The 26,965-nt window shown below is 45.9% G+C and carries 30 protein-coding genes and 1 tRNA gene; 23 read left to right on the top strand and 8 right to left on the bottom strand.

The window, feature by feature from the left end; genetic code table 11:
• Positions 1-65: 65 nt before the first annotated feature.
• A complete protein-coding gene (locus tag MKZ12_RS20440) occupies positions 66-968 on the bottom strand; it encodes a manganese catalase family protein (protein WP_091014199.1) in 903 nt (300 codons plus the stop codon).
• 257 nt (positions 969-1,225) lie between these two features.
• Between MKZ12_RS20440 and MKZ12_RS20435 the strand changes: the two genes are divergently transcribed.
• The 4 genes from MKZ12_RS20435 (at position 1,226) to MKZ12_RS20420 (ending at position 2,598) form a co-directional block, all read left to right on the top strand.
• Positions 1,226-1,534 (top strand): hypothetical protein, encoded by a 309-nt coding sequence (locus MKZ12_RS20435; RefSeq protein WP_339256362.1) that lies wholly within the window; start codon positions 1,226-1,228, stop codon positions 1,532-1,534.
• A 56-nt stretch (positions 1,535-1,590) separates the two neighbouring features.
• A complete protein-coding gene (locus MKZ12_RS20430; protein WP_339256360.1) occupies positions 1,591-1,917 on the top strand; it encodes a DUF3889 domain-containing protein in 327 nt (108 codons plus the stop codon).
• Positions 1,918-2,111: 194 nt separating this feature from the next.
• The gene (locus MKZ12_RS20425) at positions 2,112-2,333 is read left to right on the top strand and encodes a hypothetical protein (RefSeq protein ID WP_145322936.1); all 222 of its coding nucleotides are present in this window, start codon (positions 2,112-2,114) and stop codon (positions 2,331-2,333) included.
• Positions 2,317-2,598: a hypothetical protein gene (locus MKZ12_RS20420; protein WP_339235785.1), complete on the top strand. Its 282-nt coding sequence runs from the start codon at positions 2,317-2,319 to the stop codon at positions 2,596-2,598. Before MKZ12_RS20425 ends, MKZ12_RS20420 begins: the two co-directional genes overlap by 17 nt.
• A 75-nt stretch (positions 2,599-2,673) precedes the next feature.
• Here the strand turns inward: MKZ12_RS20420 and MKZ12_RS20415 are convergent, their stop codons facing one another.
• From MKZ12_RS20415 to MKZ12_RS20405, 3 genes are all read right to left on the bottom strand, one after another.
• The gene (locus MKZ12_RS20415) at positions 2,674-2,910 is read right to left on the bottom strand and encodes a DUF3892 domain-containing protein (RefSeq protein WP_339235783.1); all 237 of its coding nucleotides are present in this window, start codon (positions 2,908-2,910) and stop codon (positions 2,674-2,676) included.
• 111 nt (positions 2,911-3,021) lie between these two features.
• Positions 3,022-3,465 carry a GNAT family N-acetyltransferase gene (locus MKZ12_RS20410; protein WP_339261478.1) on the bottom strand — a complete coding sequence of 148 codons (444 nt, stop codon included), beginning with the start codon at positions 3,463-3,465 and terminating at the stop codon, positions 3,022-3,024.
• 237 nt (positions 3,466-3,702) lie between these two features.
• Complete coding sequence (locus MKZ12_RS20405) at positions 3,703-3,960, bottom strand: hypothetical protein (RefSeq protein WP_339235781.1); 258 nt, start codon at positions 3,958-3,960, stop codon at positions 3,703-3,705.
• Positions 3,961-4,163: 203 nt separating this feature from the next.
• Between MKZ12_RS20405 and MKZ12_RS20400 the strand changes: the two genes are divergently transcribed.
• The 5 genes from MKZ12_RS20400 (at position 4,164) to MKZ12_RS20380 (ending at position 9,083) form a co-directional block, all read left to right on the top strand.
• Positions 4,164-4,235: transfer RNA gene (locus MKZ12_RS20400), tRNA-Val, on the top strand.
• 492 nt (positions 4,236-4,727) lie between these two features.
• Positions 4,728-6,932: a M1 family metallopeptidase gene (locus MKZ12_RS20395; protein WP_339256358.1), complete on the top strand. Its 2,205-nt coding sequence runs from the start codon at positions 4,728-4,730 to the stop codon at positions 6,930-6,932.
• Positions 6,933-7,136: 204 nt separating this feature from the next.
• The gene (locus tag MKZ12_RS20390; RefSeq protein ID WP_339256356.1) at positions 7,137-7,409 is read left to right on the top strand and encodes a hypothetical protein; all 273 of its coding nucleotides are present in this window, start codon (positions 7,137-7,139) and stop codon (positions 7,407-7,409) included.
• Complete coding sequence (locus MKZ12_RS20385) at positions 7,396-8,394, top strand: hypothetical protein (RefSeq protein WP_339256354.1); 999 nt, start codon at positions 7,396-7,398, stop codon at positions 8,392-8,394. The genes MKZ12_RS20390 and MKZ12_RS20385 overlap by 14 nt, the downstream gene beginning before the upstream one ends.
• A 2-nt stretch (positions 8,395-8,396) precedes the next feature.
• Positions 8,397-9,083: a hypothetical protein gene (locus MKZ12_RS20380; protein ID WP_339256353.1), complete on the top strand. Its 687-nt coding sequence runs from the start codon at positions 8,397-8,399 to the stop codon at positions 9,081-9,083.
• A 217-nt stretch (positions 9,084-9,300) separates the two neighbouring features.
• On the opposite strand, the gene MKZ12_RS20375 is transcribed toward MKZ12_RS20380, so the two are convergent.
• The gene (locus tag MKZ12_RS20375; RefSeq protein ID WP_339256351.1) at positions 9,301-10,512 is read right to left on the bottom strand and encodes a chromate transporter; all 1,212 of its coding nucleotides are present in this window, start codon (positions 10,510-10,512) and stop codon (positions 9,301-9,303) included.
• 217 nt (positions 10,513-10,729) lie between these two features.
• Between MKZ12_RS20375 and MKZ12_RS20370 the strand changes: the two genes are divergently transcribed.
• The 6 genes from MKZ12_RS20370 to MKZ12_RS20345 all read left to right on the top strand — a co-directional run bounded on the left by MKZ12_RS20370 (position 10,730) and on the right by MKZ12_RS20345 (position 13,630).
• Positions 10,730-11,149 (top strand): organic hydroperoxide resistance protein, encoded by a 420-nt coding sequence (locus MKZ12_RS20370; protein WP_017687397.1) that lies wholly within the window; start codon positions 10,730-10,732, stop codon positions 11,147-11,149.
• 181 nt (positions 11,150-11,330) lie between these two features.
• Complete coding sequence (locus tag MKZ12_RS20365) at positions 11,331-11,897, top strand: YdhK family protein (protein ID WP_339256349.1); 567 nt, start codon at positions 11,331-11,333, stop codon at positions 11,895-11,897.
• A gap of 109 nt (positions 11,898-12,006) precedes the next feature.
• Positions 12,007-12,186 (top strand): hypothetical protein, encoded by a 180-nt coding sequence (locus MKZ12_RS20360; RefSeq protein WP_017687398.1) that lies wholly within the window; start codon positions 12,007-12,009, stop codon positions 12,184-12,186.
• 74 nt (positions 12,187-12,260) lie between these two features.
• Positions 12,261-12,461, top strand: a complete 201-nt coding sequence (locus tag MKZ12_RS20355) for a hypothetical protein (protein ID WP_133385501.1) — start codon at positions 12,261-12,263, stop codon at positions 12,459-12,461.
• A 199-nt stretch (positions 12,462-12,660) separates the two neighbouring features.
• Positions 12,661-13,215 (top strand): copper amine oxidase N-terminal domain-containing protein, encoded by a 555-nt coding sequence (locus MKZ12_RS20350; protein ID WP_253439155.1) that lies wholly within the window; start codon positions 12,661-12,663, stop codon positions 13,213-13,215.
• Between the two features lie 97 nt (positions 13,216-13,312).
• A complete protein-coding gene (locus MKZ12_RS20345) occupies positions 13,313-13,630 on the top strand; it encodes a DUF1292 domain-containing protein (RefSeq protein WP_036614722.1) in 318 nt (105 codons plus the stop codon).
• Positions 13,631-13,852: 222 nt separating this feature from the next.
• Here MKZ12_RS20345 and MKZ12_RS20340 read toward each other — a convergent pair whose 3' ends face one another.
• The gene (locus MKZ12_RS20340) at positions 13,853-15,328 is read right to left on the bottom strand and encodes an aminotransferase class I/II-fold pyridoxal phosphate-dependent enzyme (RefSeq protein ID WP_339261476.1); all 1,476 of its coding nucleotides are present in this window, start codon (positions 15,326-15,328) and stop codon (positions 13,853-13,855) included.
• Between the two features lie 177 nt (positions 15,329-15,505).
• Here MKZ12_RS20340 and MKZ12_RS20335 point away from each other — a divergent pair, with 177 nt between their 5' ends.
• Both MKZ12_RS20335 and MKZ12_RS20330 read left to right on the top strand, forming a co-directional pair.
• On the top strand, positions 15,506-16,801 hold the full coding sequence (locus tag MKZ12_RS20335; protein WP_339235758.1) for an MFS transporter: 1,296 nt from the start codon (positions 15,506-15,508) through the stop codon (positions 16,799-16,801).
• Positions 16,802-17,054: 253 nt separating this feature from the next.
• Positions 17,055-17,654 carry a hypothetical protein gene (locus MKZ12_RS20330; protein ID WP_339235755.1) on the top strand — a complete coding sequence of 200 codons (600 nt, stop codon included), beginning with the start codon at positions 17,055-17,057 and terminating at the stop codon, positions 17,652-17,654.
• A gap of 105 nt (positions 17,655-17,759) precedes the next feature.
• On the opposite strand, the gene MKZ12_RS20325 is transcribed toward MKZ12_RS20330, so the two are convergent.
• On the bottom strand, positions 17,760-18,365 hold the full coding sequence (locus MKZ12_RS20325) for a suppressor of fused domain protein (RefSeq protein WP_339256347.1): 606 nt from the start codon (positions 18,363-18,365) through the stop codon (positions 17,760-17,762).
• Between the two features lie 262 nt (positions 18,366-18,627).
• Between MKZ12_RS20325 and gndA the strand changes: the two genes are divergently transcribed.
• Positions 18,628-20,037 (top strand): NADP-dependent phosphogluconate dehydrogenase, encoded by a 1,410-nt coding sequence (gene gndA / locus MKZ12_RS20320; protein WP_339256345.1) that lies wholly within the window; start codon positions 18,628-18,630, stop codon positions 20,035-20,037.
• A gap of 201 nt (positions 20,038-20,238) precedes the next feature.
• Positions 20,239-20,748 carry a shikimate kinase gene (locus MKZ12_RS20315; protein ID WP_339235747.1) on the top strand — a complete coding sequence of 170 codons (510 nt, stop codon included), beginning with the start codon at positions 20,239-20,241 and terminating at the stop codon, positions 20,746-20,748.
• A 139-nt stretch (positions 20,749-20,887) separates the two neighbouring features.
• Here the strand turns inward: MKZ12_RS20315 and MKZ12_RS20310 are convergent, their stop codons facing one another.
• Entirely contained in the window at positions 20,888-21,193 is a 306-nt protein-coding gene (locus MKZ12_RS20310; RefSeq protein WP_017687407.1) for a rhodanese-like domain-containing protein, read from the bottom strand.
• 106 nt (positions 21,194-21,299) lie between these two features.
• Here MKZ12_RS20310 and aroA point away from each other — a divergent pair, with 106 nt between their 5' ends.
• The 4 genes from aroA to ptsP all read left to right on the top strand — a co-directional run bounded on the left by aroA (position 21,300) and on the right by ptsP (position 26,925).
• On the top strand, positions 21,300-22,595 hold the full coding sequence (aroA, locus tag MKZ12_RS20305) for a 3-phosphoshikimate 1-carboxyvinyltransferase (RefSeq protein WP_339235745.1): 1,296 nt from the start codon (positions 21,300-21,302) through the stop codon (positions 22,593-22,595).
• 59 nt (positions 22,596-22,654) lie between these two features.
• Complete coding sequence (locus tag MKZ12_RS20300; protein ID WP_091014241.1) at positions 22,655-23,089, top strand: CoA-binding protein; 435 nt, start codon at positions 22,655-22,657, stop codon at positions 23,087-23,089.
• A 198-nt stretch (positions 23,090-23,287) separates the two neighbouring features.
• On the top strand, positions 23,288-25,168 hold the full coding sequence (locus MKZ12_RS20295) for a glucose PTS transporter subunit IIA (RefSeq protein WP_339256344.1): 1,881 nt from the start codon (positions 23,288-23,290) through the stop codon (positions 25,166-25,168).
• The gene (gene ptsP / locus MKZ12_RS20290) at positions 25,165-26,925 is read left to right on the top strand and encodes a phosphoenolpyruvate--protein phosphotransferase (protein ID WP_339235739.1); all 1,761 of its coding nucleotides are present in this window, start codon (positions 25,165-25,167) and stop codon (positions 26,923-26,925) included. Before MKZ12_RS20295 ends, ptsP begins: the two co-directional genes overlap by 4 nt.
• Positions 26,926-26,965 lie beyond the last annotated feature (40 nt).

The raw sequence follows: 26,965 nt of genomic DNA, 5'->3' as shown, positions 1-26,965 counted from the left end.
CCTCAATACTGTGTTGACAGTATCGAGGGCTTATTAGTTTTAAACAGTGCATGTACAACTCTAGCTTAATCCGCAATATTTCCCGCCATCTTCAGACGACGAGCAATTTCCTTAAAGTCTTCTTGCGAAATGCCTGGGGCGAATTCTTCTTCCACCGCAGGGGCTTCTGGAATCGGGAATCCTTCAGGTATCCCTTGGATGACTTCAAGAGGTTGTCCATCTTCGGGGTGAGTTCCTTTCCAGATCTGACCGATCGCATTGAAGTCTTTATCACTATAGGTGTACAGCTTGGTGTGTACCCCTTTTTCTTCATATTTACGAGCCTCATTGAAAGCTTTGTTGTTCAGTGAAGGAATAGGAACGAGTTTGGTTACATTGACGCCAGTTGCAATCTCAAGGGCTTTTGCATATGCAACAACATGCACGCCGCCACGTACCAGCAGGAAACCAACCACTTCCCGGGCTGCCGGGTGATCTGTCATCTCATATACCTTCATTTTATGCGTACGCGCTCCACATTCGAGGAAAAAGTTGTGCAACAGATCTTCGACCAGATTACCACTGTTGAAGACATTTGCTCCCGTCCATGGATTACCCATAGAGTCAAAAGGCATTGCACCTTGTGCACCTGCCAGATAGTGATACGACAGACGAGCATCTTTCACCGAACCTAGCGGCGTATCGTCGGGTTCTTTGTACTCGGTTGATCCTCTAAGACATTTGTTAATGCCATGAGACACGAGTTCAACATGGCCCAATTCTTCAGCCGTAATGCTCATGACGAGGTCATAGAAGGGCTTCAGCTTTTCTTTGGATCGAAAATTAAACGATTGATAGAGGTAATTGTTCAACGTTGACATTTCTCCGAATTTGCCGCCGAGCAACTCTTGTATGGCTGCTGCTGCATTCGGATCGGGCTTCTCGACATTGGGAATCTCAATCAGGATTTCATCCAAGCGTTTGAACATTGGGGTGTAACCTCCTCAAAGTGGTATTGCAGATCCTGTAGAAATGTTAGATCATGAAGTCAGGCTGTCATGGCCTATTACACGGTTATTCCCTTTTTTAAACATAAAATCAACCAAATGGGACTTAAGTATTGCATATCAAATGCTGCATATCTTCTCCCTGTTGTTATTTCCAATACGGTGAATTTTATGTATAATCTAACCTTTAAATGGGTCTGCCAGATACAAGAGAATTAAGGTACATAAAGGAGTTAAAGATGAACAAACGTTGGGTAAAAATAGTGTGGATTCCGATCCTTCTGATGATGCTGATGTACATAAGCAGCGAGCCTGTCACAGCATATGACGTTTCGAACGAGGTTCAGGTGGATGAACAAACGAGGCAAAGGCTTGAAAAGAAATACGGGTTGGATCGTCCTGAGGAGCCGAAGACACAACAACACGTTTTCTCGGGTGACTGGGGAATGAGTTTCCGGACGGAGCCTCCTGATTCGTTGGACCGGCTTGTTCATGTGGTTCCTTTTTCCCTACGGCCACTGGCTTGGATCTTTCGTTTATTCGTGTAAAATGAAACCCGGACGGGCAATATAACAGAAACATATTGTCCTAAGGAGTGAGTGAAATGAGAATGCTCATCGTTACAATACTTACGGTTATGCTTAGTTTAGCGGGATTCACACCTGCCTCGGCTACGGGCGCCGCCATCCCAGATTATGCGAAGTGGGGAATTATTGCGGTCAAAGAAACACAGACAAAGTACAATGTGGATATTTTGGACTATAAGCACATCGGCCGTACCTCTCTAACAGCAGATCAGTCACGGGAACAGTTCAAGCTATGGGTTCGTGCCAAAGACGGCAAGCAATTCGCGGTCTATGTAAATGTTGATTTTAATCCATCTACACAGCAATTAAAGAAAGTGCAATTTTCGGAATCCGATCGACACTGATCCGTTACTGAACCGGATTATTACAAGAAATGTTGTTATATCAGCAGCATTATCAGAGGAACCAGACTCCCTTGATCAAAGGGGAAAGTCTGGTTTTTTTTATTTTGCAAAATCCTTTTTTTACTATTGAATAAAGAACTTATGTTCGCATATAATATGAAATACAAACAAATGTTCTTATCGGAGGGATGATTATGCTAGGGAAATATATTGGCCAGATGGTGGAGCTGGTCTACATGGATCGTGCAGGGCAGATTACGCAGCGACAGATTCGAATTAATAGTGTACGTGGCGGGATGATTAGAGCATCAGCGGGAAAAGAAGGCTCACCCCGAACATTTCTGGAGCAAGGTATTCTGGCATGGCGTCCTGTTACGGATATGAATGGGGAGGTAAAGTATGCTGAACGACTTTGAACGTAAGATTTTGCGGATTATGGTGAACTATGCAGGACAACGGCGCAGGCTGCCGCGTATGGATGAACTGGAGACCAAGACGGGACGAAGCAGAGCTTACATTCATGAGTCTTTGCTGGAGCTTGAACGAACCGGGCACATCGCCTGGGAGAATCGGTCTACTCTCGAAGGGATACAGATCTTGCAGGCATGGGAACAGGTACAACAGCCAATTCGCAAAAGCCAGCCTTCCGGGGACTCCGTAAAATATTTTACGGACTATTAATCATAATAAGAAAACGCCAACCCGGATAACCGAATTGGCGCTTCTGTGTAACACGTAACGATCTGTGCATCTATTTTAGAATTGGGGAAGTTGGTCCAGGTTGTTGGTTGGGTCACCGTCGGCATCGCCGCGAATATACATTTCGCCATCTTTGCCTTTAAATACATTCACGCCGGCAATAGCGCCAGCCTTTACTTCTGCAAGTGCTTGTTGGTAATCCAGTATACGTCCTGCTGAAGTCTGAAAGGCTGTCAGGTCACCGTCGCCATTTTTCTGTACGGCTGTGAAACTCTCGCGTGTTGTTTGATCCATGATGTCACACTCTCCTTATATGACGAGATAGGAATCTGTTTACCTGATTAGCCTATCCGAATTCCTGGGAAGTATGCACTATATGCTCATAAGACCGCCAATGCCGAAGTTTTACAGACTCTTTTTCATACGAACATGCAGAATTTCTGCATCATAAAAAGGTTCTTCCGAAATCACTTCATAGCCCAGTTTCTCATAGAATTTCTGCGCCTGACATTGAGCATCCAGTACGGAATAGGATAAGCCGAGTTCACGTGCCAGTTCCTCCATCGCGAGCAGAAGCACGCGTCCATAACCGAATGAACGATGAGACTCAAGCACCGCGATCCGCTGCATTTTGGCCGTATCCTTGCTGTAATAGATCAGACGTCCTGTAGCTACAGCTTGCCCATCCGTACTTAACAATACGTGATGCACATCCGGACTAATGACATCGTATTGATCAATCTCAATCTCGGCAGGAACCTGTTGCTCGATCACAAAAACGTGATTGCGAATACCCAGGGCTTGTTCCAGTTGTTCTTGCGTCGTTACATAACTAATCTCAGCTGCCAATTCCATTCCTTCTTTCTGCTCTTGCGCGACATATCAGACTGAATTATACAAAAAAATGTTTTTCCTGTATAGTGAAGTCTGGGACATATTGGGAGAGGAGGGGGTAGTGATGGGCATGGCAGGCATCATGGTCATTACATTGTTAATGTCGGCGGGAATGATTATTCTGTTGTATTATGTGACCAAGAAAGCATACTCACGTAAGTGGGATGAAGAAGAGTAATTTACCTCTTACCTTCACGGCAAAACTTCACTGCTTCCTCGCGGAGAATATACATCTTGAACTACCGATTTGGAGTATACGTCCAGCCAGACGGGTAGAGATTCATCATTTTCATTGGGTTGTTTTAACTGTTGGAATTGAACCGTATGTTCATCCCGTTCCAAGCCGCAACCGGTAAGGGTTGTCATGACAATCATAAGCCCAACGAAAAAAAAGAAGCATTTGGTAAATGTATGTGTATTGGATTTTGACCGTTTTGTTAAGTTTCTCATAGAGAATTCACCTCGTTGTAGATATGGTAATCTTCCTTTATTGTGCACCATTTTGGGTGAATTATAACCAAATAAATCATTGACAATGAACACGGTTACTTGATATGATACTGTTACTTGATTGGGAAATAATTATATATCATGATCTGTTAGCTCAGCTAAAGATAGCATTATGATCGTGATGGATACATCCTATTTATTACAGGGCGATAGCTCAGCGGGAGAGCATTATCTTGACAGGGTAAGGGTCGTGGGTTCGATCCCCACTCGTCCTATATGAAAAAAAGGGCAACTTCTTTTGAGAATTATATCTCAAGAGGAGTTGTTTTTTTATATAACATTATGGCCACCTCCGATAATATATGTAGGTGGTTTTGTTGAAAATAAATATACTTAATGGTATAATTTGGCTTAAATTAAGCACATTGCTAGAAGTGGTCTACATTAGTAAAGATAAAATATCGGTCGAAATCAAGGCTGGAATAAAAGAATTACTCGGTCATCTATACAGAGAGAGAAAGGATACCAAGAGCTCACTTATTTGACAGGGTAGGGGTCAGTGGTTTGAGCCCACTACAGATCATACACGAGGAGCCTTGCGATGTAAGGCTTCTTTTCTTTTTCTACATACAACCATGTGATTGAAGAAAACTTCAGTTTCTCTTCCTCTTTTTAAACAAAACTTAAATAAAACATAAATTCATCATAAGGTTCCTCTTCTATACTTGGTTCTGAGGTCAACATAGAACAGGAGAAGGAGAGAACTTATGAATTATTCAAACCCATTTACATCAAAGTTAGCCAGAGTAGGGATCGCGGGTACACTGGCTTTAATACTGGCAACAAGCCCACTTGTCACCATGGGGGTTGTGGTAGCGGAAGCGGTCCCACCTGTATCTACGAATATACCTAACACAGACTCCCTAAAGCAGTCCCCGATTCAATACGAGATCCAGGCTCGGCTGAATGAGAAAGACATGACGATCCAGGGGAGCGAGAAGGTAACGTATCGCAACACAAGCAAGGATACACTCCAGCAACTGGTCCTGCATACATATGCTGATGCGAACCTTTCCAAGTCCACACAGGCTTCAATGTTCCAACAGAACAATGAACAGATTAGTGAAGATCATCCCGAGAAGACAGCGGAGGACTTTCTGGGTGGCATTGATATTCAGGCTGTAACAGCAGATAGCCAGTCACTGGACTTCCATAAGGAAAATCAAGCGCTGACTGTACAGTTGAAAAAGTCCGTTCAACCAGGCGAATCGATAACATTACAATTGGAATTCCATCTGAATATACCTTATGGCTCACAGCGAATATCCTATTACAAGGATATAATTAATGGTGCACACTGGTTCCCGGTGATGTCTGTATACGATGAGGTCAAGCAGCAGTGGAATAAGGCACCGTATAGTCGAACATTCGAGAGCGATTATTACACCTCGTCCGACTTTGAAGTCCAATTTAATGTGCCTGAGGAGTATCAGGTAGCCATGCCTGGCATGATCTCCACTCAAAACAGTACAGAACATGGGCGTAAGATTGTGTCTGCCGTAGCCGAGAATACGAGAGAGTTTGTTTTCTTTGCCAGTCCTAATCTTCAAGTGGAGCGCGCTACCCGTAACGGTCTGACGGTGGAATACTATTATTTCAACGATGATCCATCCAAGAAAGAGATCGTTGACCGATACATTAATCAGGCATTCAAGGTCATTGATTTCTATAGTGAGAAATATGGCAAGTATCCCTACCCAGAGTTCCGAATTGTCGAGACGTATGTACAAGGCGTTGCCGTGGAGTATACGAGACTCATTCAGATGGGCCAGATTCAAACGGGTAAGGTTCCAGAAGAAGATACAACATTTGTTCATGAGATAGCACATCAGTGGTTCCATGCATTGATTGGTAATAATTCAGAGACCGAATCCTTCCTGGACGAGGGCTTTGCCGATTTCTCCATGGTGTATTTTGCCGAGAAACAGGGAGTTAAGCTAAATGGTTTCAGATCCATACAGTTTGACACTGCGCCCGTAGATATGGCGATTGCGTCAACAAACGATGAAGCCGGGGAGTTAGCCGGTCTGGTGTATTATCAGAAGGGGCGACAAGCGATCTATCAGCTTTACCGTTCCGTCGGTGAAGAGAAATTTGACGAGTTGATGAGAACATATTTCCAACGCTACGTGTATCAAAATGCAACAATAGAGGGGCTTCTTCAAACCATTGAAGATGTGCTTGGTAAGGAAGTGCGCGCAGAAATGCAAACAGCCCTATATCAGCCTGATTTTGTCTTAAAGCCTGAATACCAATTATCCAAAGAAGAGACCGCTGCATATGTGCATGATATCTTACAAGCGCAATATCAGGCTGTCATGGGTATGATCCCTCATCTGCCTTATGAAGTGATGAATCGATTGATGGACAAAGTCCTTCAAGGCGAGGAATTAACCATTGTGCTCAGTGATCAGGTGAGTAAGCTTGCAGCCAAACAGCAGGAAGATATCGTTCATCAGTTGACCGGATTCCTTGATATGAGCGGGATAAGATACGACGTTGTACGGGATCGCAAGGAGCTGAAGCAAAAGATGAAAAAAGCGATCGGCAACAGCAACCTTATTGTCATTGGCAATGCCAAGTCAAACGGATTGGTGCAGGCTTTAAAATCCAACATTATCGATCGGACGAAACAGACTGGTTTTCCTTGGAAGAATACCATGAATCAACCTCTTGCCGCTGGTGCGTACGTGATCAAACATCCCTATAACCAGAATCGATTAATGCTTCATTATTTCTGGAATGAGGATCATCTGAGCAATGCGGTATTTGAAGCTTTTAAGCTGAAAATGCAGGAGTCTATTGGATTCAGTAACGACTTTTACCAGTTCTATGTATTGAATAACCAAGGCAAGGAGCAATCCGATAAAAAAGTAGCCAATCCCTTATCTTCACTTTTTGCAGAGAAATAAGTAGTTAGTTTTGCAGTTTCTTCATTTAAACAGGTTAGCCTATTATTTATGGGTTAGCCTGTTTCGTCTTGTTAACATAAGCAAATGTTTGGTTATATGAAAAACCAGACTTAGAATAATAGGCTGCAAGATGGGCATAATGCTTTAACATAAAGGTAGCTTCATGAATATACTTATCGGGAGAAAACAATAGGAGGGATTAATATGAAGGATCAACATTATCCGGGCGTACCAATGAAAGGCACAATTGCTGAGTACAACTGTAAAGGCATTAAAGGAATGACTAAAATGAAAGCGTATTCATATAATGCTAGAATTCGCTCTATCATTCGTATTTCTCGGGAGTCAGCTGCGAATGAGGGTAATGTTGTTGATTTTTCAATCCTATTAATGAACGCTTCGGATGTTTTATATTCGCGACCGGTAACGGGTAATACCCCGTTCACGAAGGAGTTGAGCTCCCATGTCCATGACTGAAAATATTGCTCAGGCAGCACTGGGCGCAGCGATGAAGGCCAACAGGGCCATTGCGCCATATGATTATTGCGATGCAGAATCCAGACGGATGTACACGCCTCAATTTGATAAAAAAATGGACAATCCTATATATACCGCTGCAATGGCGGGTCTTCAATCGATCTATTGGTTTCGGGCGATCAAAGTGAAGGGGCTTATCCCTGGTGCAAAAGCAGATTATTATGCTACGTATTCTACCAACCATAATCGTATAGGTGGAATTGGACTTGCGTATTCCAACAGTCCGACAGGACCATGGACCAAACACGGACAGGTATATCTCGATACTGTGGTTGGGAATTCGACGGAAACGCCATTTGTGATCTGGAACGATGAAGAACAATTATTCTTTATGTATTATCAACAAAACGGACTTGGGATAAATCAATCGACGGCACTTGCAACCTCTGTAGACATGATTAACTGGACAAGAGTGGGTTTGATATTGGACAAACCTCCAGGTTTCCCAGGTGATGGTCATACCGGTTACTTCTCGTGTTTTCGAAATGGTGGCAAATGGATCGGTTTTTCGGTAATGGGCGGCGGTGACTTTGGCCGTAAATGTATCTGGCATTCTCATGACGGACGTAGCTGGTTAGCTGATCCAAGACCATTAATGGGTGGCAATGATGCGACTTTATCAGCAGAAGAAAATATTTCGAGACCCAATGCAGGTGTATTTATGTACAAAGGGAGCATGTGGTGGCTGGGCATGTTATCGGCTTATGCTTCAGGTGGGGTTACGACTGTAGCTCGGCCTGCCATTGCCAAGATCAGCGCAGACTTCCGTCAACTGCTGGACAAACCTTCAGATATATATTTTCCGGCATTGAATTGGGAAACGACCAATATGCAATCCTTGATGGTGTCCGTTATGGACGGGGTAGTGTACGTGTATTACAATACCGATCATAATATCGGTGTAGCCTATTCGGTGGGGGTGTAGAGATGGTTATACGTGATGCAGCGGGTAAGATCGTGCCCTTTGGAAAGGTCCACAAACAGCTTGTGGCCGATTTTCTATATGGAACGTTACCGGATTGGGTGGAGGTGGTGGGCACCCCTACGTTTGAGCCTTTGCCCGATAGAGGAACCATAACAGTTACAACACCGACCACAGTAGGAGCGACGGCAGAGTTGAAAATGAAACATCTGATTGACAGCTCGAAAGTAACAGCAATTGCAGTCACTTTGGAAGCGCTACAATTCAACGGCAATATTGGAATATCGGTTCAGGTTGGCATCAAATCGAAGGATAGCAAGGCTGGTATCACCTTTTTTCATAACGTTAATCAGAAGTATGGGATGGTCCGAGCCTATAAAGCAGATGGAACGTACACGGATTTTAAGCAAAACATGGTTTTCTTCACTACGCAAGGTGTGGCGGGAGATGAAGCGCAGAATCGAAAGAACCTGACCGTGCTGCTCTGCACAGGGTTACAGTTCTCGGCGGGGTTCGAAAGACCTTCCGTGTGGCTTGGTGCGGATGATCAGTATGGAGGTGTTGCTGCTGACCTGAGTGGTGGGTTGTTCCAACATGGAGAATTGCAATGTCTGTTGAAACTCACCACAAGCAAGGCTGAGGCCAAGTATTTCAAATGTGCGCAGATGAAAGTGGATATCTGGAGTAACTAATCAAACTGGGGAGAAGTCTGAAGACGAACAAGGAACCTGATTTGAAGAAAGAGTGTAGACAAGCTAGGCCAGCTCGGATTTGAGAAACTTGAATTGGGATGCTGAAGAAAATAAACAGATGATCTGCATGGATCGGTCAATAACTTACTAGCAGTAATAGGGTACCTAAACACGGACGCTTTGAAAAAAAAGTGCAGTGTAGGGGTACCTTTTTTATTTAGAAAAGGTTCATCATTGTACCGCCTGCTGCACCAGCAAAGACGACGATCCAGGGTGGTACTTTCCAAAAAACGAGCATTAGAAACAACATGCATACAAGTGCAAAATCAACAGGCGTCAGGATCGCAGTTGTCCAGAGTGGATCGTACAACGACGCCAGCAAAATACCTACAACAGCTGCATTAATTCCGCGTAATGCTCCTTGGGTTTTTGAGCTTTTACATAAAGCACTCCAGAAGGGCAATACGCCTACGATCAGAAGAAAAGCTGGCAAAAAGATAGCGATCGTTGCAACCAAAGCTCCTGAAACCCCACGCATCATCGCTCCTAAATAACCGGCAAAAGTGAACAATGGTCCGGGTACAGCTTGTGCTGCTCCATATCCCGCCAGAAAGTCGGACTTGTTGATCATCTCTGCAGGAACGAATTCACGTTCCAGTAACGGAAGCACAACATGCCCTCCGCCAAATACGAGTGATCCTGAACGGTAGAAGCTATCAAAGAATAACAGCCACCCCGAACGATCAAAGGGAGTGAGTAACGGGAGAAAAATCAGAATTCCAAAGAACGTAGCCAAACAGACGATTGCCAAGTTACGATTCATAGGGACAGACAAGTCTACTGTTTTAAACTCGGTCATTTTACTAAAAAGGATCATACCTATCACGCCTGCTATCACAATAAAAAGGATTGGAGTGAATGCAGTCTGCCACACAACAGTCGCCACTGCAGTAAAGATAGCGATGGTTGCCCTATAGCGGTCAGGAGTTAGTTTTTGCCCCATGCCCCATATCGCCTGAGCGACAATAGCTACAGCAACAATTTTCAGACCGTGAATCCATCCAGTACTGCTAATATCAAATCCTTGCAGAAGAAAAGCGAACAAGACTAACGCAATGACAGATGGAAGTGTAAAACCAAGCCAAGCCATCAGTCCCCCCAGCAATCCGCCGCGGATAATGCCAATTCCAATCCCGACTTGACTGCTGGCAGGTCCGGGCAAAAATTGACACAGCGCAACTAAATCTGCATAGCTACGTTCATCCATCCATTTTCTACGGCGAACATATTCTTCATGAAAGTAACCAAGATGAGCGATCGGTCCTCCAAATGAAGTCAGGCCGAGTCTGGTTGATACAGCTAGCACCTCATAGAGAGCCCTGGATTTATGTTTGGGCTTGTCCGGGGTTAGAAATGAATTATTCTCCAAACGTGTTATTCCTCCTTAAGTTCAACTTAGGTTATCTGATGCCTACAATGATAAACCTCATTATCGCTATTCATTTAAACTCAGCATTAAACTGTATTATTTTTTTACATCAACTATTTACATGCACAATTAAATTGTGTACAATGTAATTGTTAGCGATACAAGAGAAGTCGAATTTATGTCAACATAAATCCAATCAACTAAAGGAGTTTTACAAATGAAAACATTATATGAAACAACAGTCATCAATACAGGTGGACGTCAAGGAATTGTACAATCTCCAGATAACGTGTTTATGTTGGATGTTGCTGCACCACCTGAACTGGGAGGACAAGTGACGACAGCTACCAATCCGGAGCAGTTGTTTGCAGCAGGGTATAGCGCTTGTTTTAACTCCGCACTGGAGTTTCAATTGAAAAAACACAAAGTTGAAATTGAAAGAAGTACTGTTGCTGCAACCGTGATGTTGGTGACGGACTCTGAGGATAACGGCGTGAAACTTCAAGTTGATTTGGAAGTTAAAATTCTCGGTCTGGATGAGGAGACAGCACAGAAATTTGTGAAACTTGCTCATGACTACTGCCCATATTCCAAAGGAATCAAAGGGAACGTGAATGTTAACGTGGAACTGGCGTAAGGTGTAATCACTGAAATGATTTGTTCTTGATAAGAAGCCTCCGAGAAATCGGAGGCTTTTTTGATTTATTTTGCTCCGTTGTAAGATGCACCTTATCCGGAAAAAAACAATAATTATGATTGCGATATACCCATAGGGGGTATAATAAATGATATAAATACAATTAAAGGAGTGCGGACACATGAAAAAGTACTTAATGAACATATCGACTATCTTGATCGTAAGCAGTTTGATTTTGGGTGGATGTGGCAAGGAGACTCAGCAGACTATAGAGAGTAAAGATGACAGTCATACAGCCACCGCAGGTGAGATGCACCATTCTGAATCTGGAGAGCTACCGGAAGGATTGCTGGAGAAAAGCAATCCCACCTTTCCAGTAGGAAGCCAGGCAATGATGAGTGCCGATCACATGTCGGGCATGAAGGGGGCAACAGCAAAGATTGTTGGAGCTTATGAGACTACGGTATATGCAGTGACGTATACCCCAACCACAGGCGGAGATCCCGTGCAGAATCATAAATGGGTTATTCATGAAGAAATACAGGACCATACCGATCAATCGTATAAGGTAGGTTCTGAGGTGCTGTTAAGCGCTGATCACATGAAAGGAATGAAGGGTGCCAAGGCCACAATTGAGTCCGCTGAACAAACAACGGTATATATGGTTGATTACACCCCGACAACAGGGGGAGATTTGATAAAAAACCACAAATGGGTCATAGAAGAAGAATTATCTGCGATCCAATAGAACCAATTGCATGAAAAAGCTCTTTTATACAGAAAAATCAAATTCATACTCAATTATGGGTTATAATGGTATTAAGATTATACAAAACTGCTGAAAGGGGAATGTACTTATGATGGATTTTAGCAAACCACCCCATGGCTCTGAGACGGATACACACCGTCAGCGTCATCAGGAGAATGAACAGAAATACCTGTCCGGAGGCAAAAGCATTTGGTATGAAATCAGCAACTGGCTCATTCTCGGGGGTATCCTCCTTGTCATATTTTTATTATTTAAATACGTATTTTAAATAGACACACAACCGGGCGGATCCCCATATGATGCATTACATCAGTAAGCACTTGGGGAAATGGGGAATCCGGGATGGCAAAAGCAAAGGGAAAGAAAGCTCCCGCATTAAAGAGTGACAAAATCCGTGTATCCATGAAGTTGGTCACTTCCGATGTATGCGAGAGATGTAAAACACCATGTACACGAGGCATGGATTACGCTGCGCGGATGCGAATCGAAGGGGCTATAGGCAAGGGTGTTCCCTGTATCCTGACCCGCCATACTTCATCATAACCCTTCGTCTAATTCCGTAGTTATAACATGAATAGAACAGAGGCATCCTTTAATGAGGAGAGCCTCTATTTGTGCATTCCAAGGGGTGGAAAAAATTCTGGATAAAAAATGAAAAATGATGAAAAACAGCGCAACTTTGTGGATGAATGTACAGTATAAATGTACAACAGCTAGCAGCAGGGGAGGGAATATTGACGGGATGAAATGGAAACGAGTATTGCTTTGTGTCACGGTATTCTCCTTGCTCGGCGGGTCTTTATTGTTTGCAGATTCGGTGAACGAGAAGATTCGTGTTCTCATTAACGGCAAGGAAGCAGCTGATGGAGGTTATCTCATTGATGGAACGACCTATGTACCTGTAAGGGAAGCTGGAGGCGTCGTCAAATGGGATAGCAGTAACAAGAGAGTAACGGTGATCAAACCGAATGTACATATTTTTCTCTTCAAGGGAGACACTGTATTTGGCAACGTTAACGTAGGGAAGCTGAAATTCAATGTATTTTCCCAAGTGGACAGTCTGACAGCAGATGTAGCTGCGGTGAAAGTAACGATTACCAATCCAAGCGGTCAGGTGAAGGATATCCAGTCACAGGAGCTTACAACACAGAAGGATAACTTCTGGTTCCGCACTTACGATTTTACGTACGATTTCAGTCGTGCCGGCAAGTATCAAGTCGGCTTTCATATTAAAGAAAATGCAAACAGCAGTTACGTCCTGGTAGCGGAGAAAATCATTACAGCGCTGAACGATTGAAGCGGAAATAACCCTGTGAGTTAAATTGACCTGGGTCATTGAACATGTTACGATATGCAAGGTTACACAATTTCTATTTATAAAGCGAGGTATTTCAATGAGCGATCACACACATGAACACGGCGATGGCTGCGGATGCGGGCAAGACCACGACCACGACCACGAGCATGAAGAAGTCCTTCTCACATTAACAGACGAGAACGGCCAAGACGTGGAGATGGTTTTGGTGGAGACGTTTGACGTGGAGAAGCATGTTTATGCGCTCCTGCTGGAACGTAACAATCCTGAAGCTGACGGCATCATCCTGCGTATGGAAGAAGAAGACGAGGAAATGGTGCTCTACAATATTGAAGACGAAGAAGAGTGGAACCGCGTTGAAGCGGCTTACAACGAACTCGTTGCATCACAAGAATAGTCATTCTTTTGGAACATAACATGAAGGCTCCTTGATTTCAGGGGGCCTTTTGTTTGCTTTTAAAGAGGTGGACGAGCTGTTTATGACCTGATTGAACGACGAAATAGACGGGAAAATGCAAACTCACTTGTCCGATAAAATGAATTGTCCGACAAAATAAAAAAAAGACCAAGCGTAAGGCTTGGCCCTTCAAGTTTATCCCTGCTCAGCGCTAGGGGTGTTTTAGAAAATGGCATCGGCTTCCACGATCACTTTAACGTTGGTTACGCTGCGATCTTCGGGTCCTTTGACAGGCAATCCAACTTCGACATGGTCGATGATGTAGTCGATGTTCTCTTGGGTGATAACTTCACCCGGTAACAGGATCGGAATTCCTGGAGGATAGACATAGATGAATTCTGAGATAATACGTCCTGCGGATTCTTTAAACGGAATCACTTCGGTATCACCGTAGAATGCATCACGTGGCGTCAACATCAACTGTGGAATATCCGGAACTTTGACCACCAGTTCATGAGCCGGGTTCACTTGATAATAGGTACGGGAGAGATCCTGCAGAGCGTTCAGCAAGATATCCACGCTGTCGTCCGTATCTCCTGGCGTGATGAGACACAGAATATTGTACATATCACTAAGTTCGACCTCGATGTTGTAATGCTCACGCAGCCAGTTCTCGGTCTCATACCCTGTAATACCTAGATGGCGAACATGGACCGTAACTTTGGTTGGATCGTAATTGAAGGTCGCTTCCGTACCCAGCAGCTCTTTACCGAAGCAATACAGTCCATCCATATCGTTAATCGAACGTCTGGCAAACTCAGCTAGTTCAATCGCCTTCTGTGCAATCTCATGACCGTGGAGTGCCAGGTTACGTCTGGATGTGTCGAGCGAAGCAAGCAAAATGTATGAAGTTGATGTTGAGGTGAGCAGACTCAGGATCGTCTGTACACGCTGTGGATTCACGAATCCATTCTTCGTGTTCAGGTTGAGTACGGAACTCTGTGTCATGGAGCCACCAAGCTTGTGAACACTGGTTGCAGCCATATCGGCACCTGCTGCCATCGCAGACAACGGCAGATCCTCATGGAAATGAATGAGTACGCCATGTGCTTCATCAACAAGTACAGGGACTTGGTAGCTGTGTGCCAGTTCAACAATTTCTTTTAGGTCTGTAACTACGCCGTAATAGGTCGGGTTAATGACAAGCAATGCCTTGGCATCCGGATGACGCTCAAGTGCACGGCGGATAGACTGTGTGGTCACTCCATGGTCAATACCCAGATTGGCATCTTGTGAAGGAGAAACAAATACGGGTTTGGCGCCTGAGAAAATAATGGCGGACAGAACCGATTTATGCACATTACGGGGCACAATAATTTTGTCACCCGGTGAGCATACAGATAGAATCATGGTCATAATGGCACTGCTTGTGCCTTGTACACTAAAATAGGTATAATCGGCTCCGAAGGCATCTGCTGCCAAAATCTGTGCTTCCTGAATGACACCGGTTGGCTGATGCAGGTCATCCAGCGGTGCGATGTTAATCAAATCTATGGAGAAGGCATTATCGCCAATAAATTCACGGAATTCGGTATCCGCTCCCAATCCTTTTTTATGGCCCGGAATATGAAACTGTACCGGATTGAGTGCCGCATGATTTTTTAAAGCGGTAAACAGCGGCGTACGGTGGTGATTCATTATTGCTGTCACAACCCTTCCTAATAAAATTGGTAAACAAAGATGAGTATAGCAAATTAAGACCCGAATGCAACAGGTATAATCGACAATTTTTTAAATTGCCGAGATTTGGGCACATTCCCCACGGTTACACTAAGGATAGGGAATAGGTAAATGAACGCCGAAAGGGGAAAAAGAATGCAAACTGATACAAAACCAGCCAAAATTTTGCGGTCTCCATTTTTTATCGCGATGTGGCTGACACTTTTTCTAGTTGAAATTATCAAAGGAGCGCTGTTGGTAGCCGTTTTGCCCGTGTATATGGATAATATTCTGGGTCTGTCCGCAGGCGTCATTGGTGTGGCATTTGCTCTTCAATATCTGGGAGATAATCTGTTCCGGGCGCCTTCCGGCTGGGCAGCAGAACGGATCGGATTCCGCGCAACGATGGTCACAGCACTAATCTGTACCTTAATCGCTGTTATTATGATCCTTTTTCTCAAAAGTGCCTTTGGACTGGCTATGGCCTGTCTGATTCTTGGCATTGGTACGTCACCGCTCTGGCCTTGCGCCATGACAGGGGTGACTGCGATGTCAGGCCCACAGAACAAGAATGGTACAGCAATGGGAGCGCTGGAGATGGCCGCTCTGGGCGGTACAGGCCTTGGACCAATTGGCATGAACTGGTTGCTGGAGCGTACGCACCATGATTATCGCACCATATTTCTTGTGTTGATGGGTTGTGCCATTCTCGTTATTCTGGTGGCCATGATTCTTCCTGGACGTGTCATTGTCGAAGGAGAGGAGCATGCCGAGCAAGCGGCGAAGAATCGAGATGTGAAATATCCAGCCAAACCAAACTTGCTCACGCCGTTCATCCGACTGCAAAAGAGTGTGAAGGGCACACTGCAGCGGGTTCGCAGCACGCTTAATGTTAATCCGTTAGTGTATCCTGCCTTGTTTATGCAGTCGTTTGTCATTGGGCTGCTCAGTCCAGTAATTACGCTATATACACGCACAGACCTGCATATCTCACCCAACCTGTATAGTTTGTTGTTGATTGCGGGGGGTGGAATAACTGTTATTGCGTTACTGCCTGTAGGTAAAATGGTAGACAGGTTTGGTACGAAACCGTTCCTGAACGTTGGTTTTTTGATGGCGTCAGCAAGTCTGTTCGCATTTTCCTCCATAACATCCATTCCGGTAGTCTTTGGTGTTGTTATGTTGGTGGGCGTCAGTTATGCCATGATTCTGCCCGCCTGGAATGCGTTTGTAGCCACACTGATTCCCAAAGGGGAGCGGGGAGCGATCTGGGGATTCTTCCTCACTTTGCAGGGATCGGGTATGGTTGTAGGTCCTATTGTTTCCGGATTGTTGTGGGACCACGTTAGCCATCCGGCACCATTCATTGGCAGTGCCGTCGTCATGGCAGGACTTGCCGTAGTACATTTTGTACTATCCCGCAATCCGTTTCGCACCGCTCCAGCCAAATAAAATAGAAAAAAGGGAGTTCCGTCAACCTTCATGGTTGTGGAGCTCCCTTTTTGATGTCTGTTATAACATGAAAATCGGGGGCTTGCCCCTGTGCGCTTGCGGAAAGCTGTAGTGCTGCCGTCCTTTCGGTGAAAAATAGTCAAATAACCAAGTACCCTTACATAAAATGAAGTATAAAATAGGGTAAGCCGATTGAGTAGAAGCGATTGAAGACGAGGGCCGGAGCAGATCCGGTACAGATGGAGGGAGTGCCGTGAATAAGAGTTATGAAGTTGAATATTGCAATCTGGAGCTGCGGTTCAACCGTCGGCATATCCAAAATTTGATCAGAGACCTTATTCGTGAGGGATATTCACTATATTGGAGCGAGGACGAATCCTTTTTTATACTGTCAGTCCGGACCGGCCGCAAGCTGGTAAAGCTCCGCTTTCAACAGACACGCACGGGGAACTATAAGATGACTGGGGATTACATCATTAAGGACGCAAAGCTTGCAGAATGGCTGGAGAAGCTGATTGGAGATACACGCGGGCATGCAGTTGTGAAGCGGTTTAAGGATCAGCAGATGACGGTGGAGAACATTTTATTCGGTGAAGTGATTCGCCTCGTGGAGGTTTCTGGGTTCAAGCAACGTGTAATCTTTCAAAAAGAACCTGCGCCGACGGCGGAAGAGATGGAAGAAATGTTCCTCTCGCGCGAGGGCGAGGAAAGGCTCATGTTGTTGCGCATGGAAGTGGACGATGAATTGGAGCGTCTCCACACTGCCATACAGACGGATAATGTAGACAAAGCAAATGCTTGCCGTGAAGTCTTAAAACAACTGTCCGGACATCTATTAATGTTGGAAGGTTGAGGAACGGTTAACGCTGTAAGGTGAATGAAAACTGTTCTCGAAAAAAACATCAACTCATATCCAAACCCTGGCGCAAGCCAGGGTTTTATTTGTATGTAGAGGGCATTAGGGACGACAAGGGTCAATGATAGAGTGTTCCGAGCTTTCAATGAAGGCATCGAATTCATCCAATCCTACGGATAACAAGAGATTGGCTTCATATGAGGTGATGGGGATGGCCCATAGTAACGGAATCGTTTCATGGCCAACGTATATCTGTTCAAGGGATTCGCTTTCGCCTCGCAATTCATCGAGGAGAAAGGCAGTTACGGTCCAACGGGAGGGTGCTAATTCGCTCGGTGTCATCACACGCGGAACCGTTGAATCCGGTACATTTTCGATGTGATGGGAGATTAGATCGGCCATATAGGAGTTCACACGCTCCACACACTCACCACCGAGATTGGATTGCAGCGCGAGCATCCATTCCGATGCGACCTTCTCTCCTGATGGACGACATGCCTGAGACAATCCGACTGTTGCGAATCTGGCGATGTCTGCATGCGCGGTGGGAGGGAAATAATAAATTTCGATATAAATGCCTCGGTTCGGCTTCGAAAGAACGGTTCTGAGCTCTGGCATACCCCATTCATTGATATAAGACCCCAGCAAAAAGGTTCTGCGAATATCCATTGAAAATTGTTCTTGCTTTGAAAGCTGTTCCCACGCCATGTGTTATAATCCTCCTTCTTGAGTCCAGGTTCAATGGGTATGATTATACCATCAGATGTACAATATTGGATTACTTTGGTATGAGACAGAGTGATCCCCACTGTATTTATGAAAATACGATGAACACCTCAGCAGATTGGGGTGTTTTCTCGTTGCGTAGCTGTGTCACGGGGTTCACTTCTATACATAAAACCGTTAAAATGGGAGTATTGTTGAGAATTTATTTCAATAAAATTAATTGGAGCAAAGGATGGAGGACCAGATGACAAAACAACAAATTGGCGTGATTGGCCTGGCTGTCATGGGCAAAAATTTGGCCCTTAACATTGAAAGCAAAGGTTTCTCAGTATCGGTATATAACCGTTCCCCCGAGAAAACCAATGATCTTCTGAAAGAAGCTGAAGGTAAAAACCTGACAGGTTCATTCTCCATTGAAGAGTTCGTAGCATCCCTGGAATCCCCGCGCAAAATTTTGATCATGGTACAAGCCGGCAAAGCGACCGACGCTACCATTGAACAACTGCTTCCTCACCTGGATGAGGGTGATATCATCATCGATGGAGGGAACGCATACTTCCCTGACACGCAACGTCGCAGCAAAGAGTTGGAAGACAAAGGCATTCGCTTCATCGGTACAGGTGTATCCGGTGGTGAAGAAGGCGCACTGAAAGGCCCTTCCATCATGCCTGGTGGACAGGAAAGTGCCTATAAACTGGTTGAACCGATCCTGACGGCGATCTCAGCCCATGTCGGTGACGATCCATGTTGTACATATATTGGACCTGATGGTGCCGGACACTATGTGAAAATGGTGCATAACGGTATTGAGTACGGAGATATGCAGTTGATCGGTGAAGCGTACCACTTGCTCAAATCCGTATTGAACGTTTCCGTTGAAGAGCTTCATGCGATCTTTACGGAATGGAATCAAGGAGAGCTGGATAGTTATCTTATCGAAATCACAGCAGATATCTTCTCCAAATATGATCCAGAAACAGGCAAACCAATGGTTGACGTTATTCTGGACGCGGCAGGACAAAAAGGAACTGGTAAATGGACAAGCCAAAGTGCGCTGGATCTCGGCGTTCCATTGTCCATGATTACAGAATCCGTATTCTCCCGTTTCCTGTCTGCCATGAAGGACGAGCGTGTAGCAGCTAGCAAAATCCTGAGTGGACCAGCAACTGAAGCATTCTCTGGCGACAAAAAAGCGTTCATCGAGAACGTTCGTAAAGCATTGTTTGCAAGTAAAATCGTATCCTATGCACAAGGATTTGCACAAATGCGTGCAGCTTCCGATGAGTATGGCTGGGATCTGAAATACGGCAACATTGCCATGATCTTCCGCGGTGGATGTATCATCCGTTCGCAGTTCCTGCAAAACATCAAGGAAGCTTATGATAAAGACGCAGCTCTGAAAAACTTGCTCTTGGATCCTTACTTCCAAAACATCGTTGAGTCATATCAAGGCGCATGGCGTGAAGTTGTAGCGGCTGCTGTAAAACAAGGTGTTCCCGTACCTGGTTTCTCCAGTGCGTTGTCTTACTACGACAGCTACCGTACAGAGCGTTTGCCAGCAAACTTGCTGCAAGCACAACGTGACTACTTTGGTGCTCACACGTTCAAACGTGTGGACAAAGAAGGCAGCTTCCACCACAACTGGATGGAGTAGTACCACCTATACGAATCGATGAGATTTGGGTTGAGCGTCTTAAAGTGGCAGGTTTGGCCTGCTAAGAGGCTTAAAAGAGGTTTGGCGTTCCGGTGATTGCCGGTTAACGCCAGGCCTCTTTTGGTCTTTCCCAGTCCGCAGGGCTGTGTTATGATAGGACAAAAGTGCTCACGAATTGCTTGAATTAAAGGAGTGTACACCTTGAGCAAGTCTAACAATATTATTCTCATCGGCATGATGGGAACCGGCAAATCAACCGTCGCTGACATGCTCGCACGCGAGCTTGGTTACCGATTGATTGATGTGGACGCCGCGGTGGAAAAAGAAGAAGGCTGTGCGATTCCGGAACTGTTCACCAGCAAGGGAGAGACATATTTCCGTGATGCCGAGAGCCGCATGCTGTGTTCGGTACTGGAGAAAAAGTCACAGGTCATAGCGACCGGAGGTGGCGTAGTGCTGCGTTCGGATAATTGTGACGTGATGTTGGAAAATGGTTGGGTTGTTGCTCTGACTGCTGATCCGGCAGTGATTGTGGAGCGTGTTAGCGGCTGCGACAATCGTCCGCTTCTTGCAGGAAATGCGGAGGAACGCATCAAGACGATAATGGAAGAGCGGAAAGACGCATACCGGTTCGCACATTATACGGTGGATACAACCGAGTTATCCGCTGCTGAAGTGACTCGTTTAATTTTAGCGCATTACCGCGTCTAAGCTTGTTATCATCGAAGTTTGATGGTTGATAGATGGTGGCAGATATAACAAAACGGGCCATATTGGCCCGTTCGTTTCTAGGAGCAGAGTAGGTTAGAGGTCTAAAGTTACCTATGACTTCGATCCGCTCCACATTACTCTAGTCTTCCTGTTGCCACTGAAGCATACCGCCGACCATGTTTGTACAGCCTTCGTATCCCAATTGCTGCAGATATTCACAGGCACGCTCACTGCGGTAACCGCTACGACAGATGATTACGATCTCGCCTGATTTTTCAATCTCAGACAATCGGTCCGGAATCTGTCCAAGCGGGATATGCTTGGCTCCTTCGATCATGCCTTGCGCCACTTCATCGTCCTCGCGGACGTCTATCATCTGCAGCTTCTCTCCCGCCTGTAAACGGCGGCGCAGCTCAGACGTTTCAATTTCAGCTATTTGTGTCATATTCAGGTCCTCTTTTCTGTATGGACTTAACGCCTATAATGATACCCAAGCGATGCACGGAATGTCAATTTGGCGACAATATAATCAATGAAGGAGAATTTCATCCATGGACGTTATTGTTAAACCAACCCCCACTCTGAACGGGGAAATCGGGGCTCTGTCCTCCAAAAACTACACTACCCGCTATTTGCTGGCTGCTGCGCTGGCAGAAGGCACAAGTACCATTCATTTCCCGGCACACAGTGAAGACAGTGACGCCATGCGCAGATGTATTCGTGATCTTGGGGCTGAACTTGAAGAAGACGACAGCAAGATTGTAATCAAGGGCTTCGGCAGTCATCCCCGTGATGTGCGTGAGTTGAATGTGGGGAATGCGGGTGCTGTACTTCGTTTCCTCATGGGAGTTACAGCGCTTTGTCCAGACGTTACATTTGTAAATACGTACCCGGATTCGCTGGGTAAACGTCCGCATGATGACCTGATTGATGCGCTTGGTCAACTGGGTGTAGAAGTACAGCACGAACAAGGACGCCTACCGATTACAATCAAAGGTGGCAATGCCAAGGGTGGACACATTCGTGTATCCGGCTCCGTCAGCTCCCAGTATCTGAGCGCATTGTTGTTTGTTACGCCTTTGCTTGCAGAAGACAGCACCATTGAAGTGCTGGATGACCTGAAGTCCAAGGTCGTTATTGGACAGACGCTGGAAGTGCTGGAGCAAGCAGGCATCGTTATCCATGCAAGTGATGATTACATGTCCTTCCGTGTACCAGGTGGACAGGCATACCAGCCAACGACTTATACCGTACAAGGGGATTACCCTGGATCAGCAGCGGTTCTTGCAGCAGCAGCGGTTACACAGTCTGATGTGAAAATTCTGCGCCTGATGGAGCAGAGCAAACAGGGCGAACGTGCCATCGTTGACGTGCTGCGCATGATGGAAGTGCCATTGACACATGAGAACGATGTCGTACACGTTCAAGGAAATGGCAGACTGAAAGCAATTGAATTCGACGGGGATGCCGCAACGGACGCCGTTTTGGCTATGGTAGCCGCAGCTGTGTTTGCGGAAGGCACTTCTCGGTTCTATAATGTAGAGAACCTGCGTTACAAGGAATGTGACCGAATCACTGATTACTTGAACGAACTGCGGAAGGCAGGAGCGAACGTTGAAGAGCGTCAAGCTGAGATTATCGTACACGGACGTCCGGAAGGTGTTGAAGGCGGCGTTGAGATTAACGCTCACTTCGATCATCGCGTAATTATGGCGCTCACTGTTGTCGGTCTGCGTTCCAAGGAGCCGCTTCGTATTCGGGATGCACACCATGTAGCCAAGTCTTATCCGCAATATTTCGATCATTTGCAGGCGCTTGGCGCCTCGGTTCAATGGGTAAAAGAGTAAATAGCTGAGAATCAGTCTTTTGAACACGCACTTTAATCAGAAAAGGATGGTGCTTGAACATGGAATTTAACAACCCTACTCGTGAAGAAATTGGACAACTTTTGCGCAAAGCAGGCAACATCGCAGTCGTCGGCTTGTCAGACAAATCAGATCGCACTTCCTATATGGTGGCCGAAGCCATGCAGAGCAGAGGCTATCGCATTATCCCGGTTAACCCACAGGTACAAGGTGAAATTCTTGGAGAGACGGTATATGCTACGCTTGCGGATATTCCGGAGCCAGTAGACATCGTCAATGTGTTTCGTCGCGATGAGTTCTGTGCAGATGTAGCTCGTGACGCTGCTGCCATCAAAGCCAATGTCCTGTGGCTTCAACTTGGCATCCATAGTGATGAGGCGGTTCAGATTGCGGCGGAGAACGGCATGACAGCGGTAACGAATCGTTGTATCAAGGTAGAGGATTCCATCGTTCTGCGCGGCGCTGGACGTGGCTGAGAGGCCTGTTCATCTCGGATCGGTTAATATCCTGATCTGACCCAATTGAATGATTGCAGGATAGATCCCGTTAACTTTGAAGTTGACGGGATTTTTTCTGTTCTATTTTTGCTATATAAAATGACCAATGGGTTACTGTTTTGCTTTGACAAAACGTTGCGCAAAGCTTACCATCTAGGATAGAAAGGAGAGGTCGCCATGAATTGGCTCGGATCCTTGCAGCAGCTCGGACGAGCGGTAATGCTGCCTACAATGGTCCTGCCCGCCGCCGCAATTTTGCTCAGTGTTGGCAGTCTGCCTTGGGACGCCTGGGGATTAAGTGTTGTCGGTGAAGTGTCTACCGTGGCCGGACACGGCATTTTTTATTTTTTGCCGTATTTGTTCGCTGTCGGTGTAGCACTGGGACTCTCCAACCAGGCCGGACAAGCGGGACTTGCTGCTCTGGCTGGTATCGTGATATATGATCAGGTGACTCGGAACTTTGGTGACGGCACCGTTCAGCCCGCTTCCTTAATCGGAATCATACTCGGCGCGCTTGCCGGTGGGATGCATAATCGGTTTAAAAGCATTAAACTGCCCGAAATTTTACAATTTTTCGGAGGTTCAAGGTTTGTTTTGCTCATCGTCGGACTCTGTTCGGCATTGTTCTCCTGCTTTATGTTATGGCTCGCTCCAATTTTACAGCATGGATTGAACGCCATTGCCACATGGGAATACAGTCTCGGCGGTTTTGGATTGTTCATCTACGGGGTGTTATACAGGGTGCTGGTCGCTTTTGGACTTCATCATCTGCTTAACAATGTATTTTGGTTCCAGTTAGGAACATTCGAAACACCTGATGGTAACATTGTACAAGGGGATTTGCCCCGATTTTTTGCAGGAGACCCCACCGCAGGATTCTTTATGGCGGGTTTGTTTCCCATCATGATGTTTGCCATTCCGGCAATAGCCTTTGCTATAATTCAGGAAGCCAGGGAAGATCTGAAACCGAAAATCAAGAAAACGTTTCTGACATCGGCACTCGTTTGTTTTCTAACCGGGGTATCGGAACAGATTGAGTTTGCTTTTTTGTTCGCCGCACCTTATCTGTTCATCGTGCATGCAGTCATGTCCGGTGTTGCGATGTGGATCAGTTACTGGCTCGATATCCGGCATGGATTTTCGTACTCCGCAGGTATTATTGATTACATACTCAATTTCCATCTATCGGAGAATGCTTGGAAGCTCATTCCGATTGGCATACTATATGGGCTAGTTTATTACTTCTTGTTCCGATGGGCGATTCGTACGTTCAAGATTCCAACACCAGGACGTGAAGAGGGCTCCATGCTGGAAGATTGGGTAGGCAACATTCCTTATCAGGCACCTCTAATCCTCGAAGCATTGGGTGGGAAGAGTAATATTGTACAGGTTGAGGCATGTATTACACGTCTTCGCCTGACCGTGCATGATGACCGCCTGATCGACACGGGTGCTATGAAGAGTATGGGGTCCGCTGGATTAATCAAGCTGGGTGGCGGTAATGTACAGGTGGTATTCGGTACCTATTCGGAATTGATTCGGGAAGAAATCGCGAAGCTATTGGAAAGAGATCTGCAACAGGTTCTGTTCTGTGCTCCCGTTCAGGGAAAAATGTTACCCATTGAAGAGGTGCCGGATCAGATTTTTGCAGCCAAGCTTGTTGGGGATGGAGTAGCCTTTGTTCCAGAACGCGGAGAGCTGGTATCACCGGTGTATGGAACGATTATGCACTTGTATCCGACCATGCATGCCTTGGGGATTTCCACCCGAGAGGGGCTTGAGGTGTTACTGCATATCGGCATCGATACCTCTCAGTTGAAAGGCCATTTTGAAGCTTTTGTTCAGGAGGGCGATACAGTGGAGCCAGGGCAGTTGTTGATCAAGTTTGATCTTGCGGTACTTCGCGAGCAAGCGGCGTCACTGACAACCCCAATGGTAATTACGAATCCCGATCGAGTAAAATCATGGAGCTTTGCTCCATTTAAGCAAGTGAAGAAAGGTCAGGCATCCGTCATGTCCGTGGTGCTCTATGACAGGAACGTTGGAGGGGTAGAATGAAGATACAAGGCATCAACGGAGCTGCAGGCATAGCCATCGGCAAAGCATTTGTCCTGCCCAGTTGGGAATGGGATCTGCCGGATCAGAAGATGGATTCGGTAGATCTCGCCCAAGAGTTCGAACGGCTGTATGAGGGCATACGGACATCTAAGGATGAGATTGAATATATCAAGAATGAGTTCAAGGAAGTCGTGGGGCCGGAGGAGTCCAGTATTTTTGATGCACATCTGGCCATCCTCGAGGATCCAGTATTCATGAACGAAATTCGGGGCATTATCGAGCGTCAGTACAAGGCGGCAGAAGTGGCAGTCAAAGAAGCCATAGACCATTTTGTCACGATGTTTGACTTGCTGGAAGACGAGTATATGAAGGAGCGGGCCATTGACATCAAGGATGTAGGTAATCGTCTGCTCAAGCATCTGCTTGGTGCACCGGAGATTACACTCCCTTCGGATACACAGCCGTATGTACTTGTTGCCAAAGAACTATCGCCATCTCAATTAGCACATCTGAATCCCAGTCATGTCCTTGGCATTGTAACCTTGATTGGCGGGAAGACATCACATTCTGCAATAATGGCTCGTGCGCTTGGCATTCCTCTCGTTTCCGGTCTGGAAGCGAGTCTTGGCATGCCGGTTGAGACTGGTGATATGCTTGTGGTGGATGGTGATAATGGCTTGGTATTTACCGACCCGGATCGCAAGACAATTGAACGGTATACCATGCTTCGCAGCAAACAGCTGAAGAAAAAAGAACAACTTCAGGTGCTTGCTACGGTGGATGCTGTAACCAAAGACGGGGCTATATTACACCTCGCTTCCAATATCAGTTCGGTGAAGGAACTGGATCTGGCTTTGAAACATGGAGCCAAGGGCGTAGGCTTGTTCCGGACAGAGTTTCTATATATGGATCGGGCTACATTCCCGGGTGAGCAGGAGCAGTATGAGGTGTACCGCCTTGTGGCAGAGAAGACGGCAGGACAATCCGTTGTCATTCGTACTCTGGATATCGGTGGTGACAAGCAACTGGATTACTTCGAATTGCCGGAAGAAGACAATCCGTTTCTGGGTTACCGTGCAATACGAATTAGTCTGGACCGTAAAGACCTGTTCAAAACACAGCTTACAGCCATTCTGCGTGCCAGCGCTGCTGGCAATGTGAAAATCATGTACCCGATGATCTCTTCGGTGGAAGAGCTTCAACAAGCCAATGAGATTCTTCGTGAGGCGATGTCCGATCTGGACGAGCGGGGATTATCATACGACCCTCATATTCAGGTAGGGATCATGATTGAAGTTCCTGCAGCGGTGATGATTGCTGATCTGCTGGCGGAGGAGGCGGATTTCTTCAGTATAGGAACGAACGATCTGGTTCAATATGTACTGGCAGTAGATCGAATGAATGAGCAGATCGCTCATATGTATCATCCTTATCATCCGGCTGTTCTGCGGATGCTTCGTGCCACAGCGGATGCGGCGCATACGGCAGGAATTGATGTTAGTGTATGCGGAGAGATGGCAGGGGACGAGCGTGCCATTCCGCTTTGGCTGGAGCTTGGTATTCGCCACTTGAGTATGTCTCCGCAATCTCTGTTGCGTGTGAAGCACCGAGTGCTGAACACAACAGCATCGGACGCCAAAGAAGAAGCTCGAAAGTGCTTCGCCCTGCGGACCAGCGGAGATATTGAGGAGCGATTGCAAGTCTTTAATGACTCCACAGGAAGCCCGGATGAACAAAGTGGTTCGAATGCATCGTGATTGGGATAATTGGATATAAATACCTTTAAGTTAATATATT

Origin of the sequence: Paenibacillus sp. FSL R5-0713 (assembly GCF_037973325.1) — a bacterium.
GTDB lineage: Bacteria > Bacillota > Bacilli > Paenibacillales > Paenibacillaceae > Paenibacillus.
This window is presented reverse-complemented; position numbering and strand designations above follow the sequence as displayed.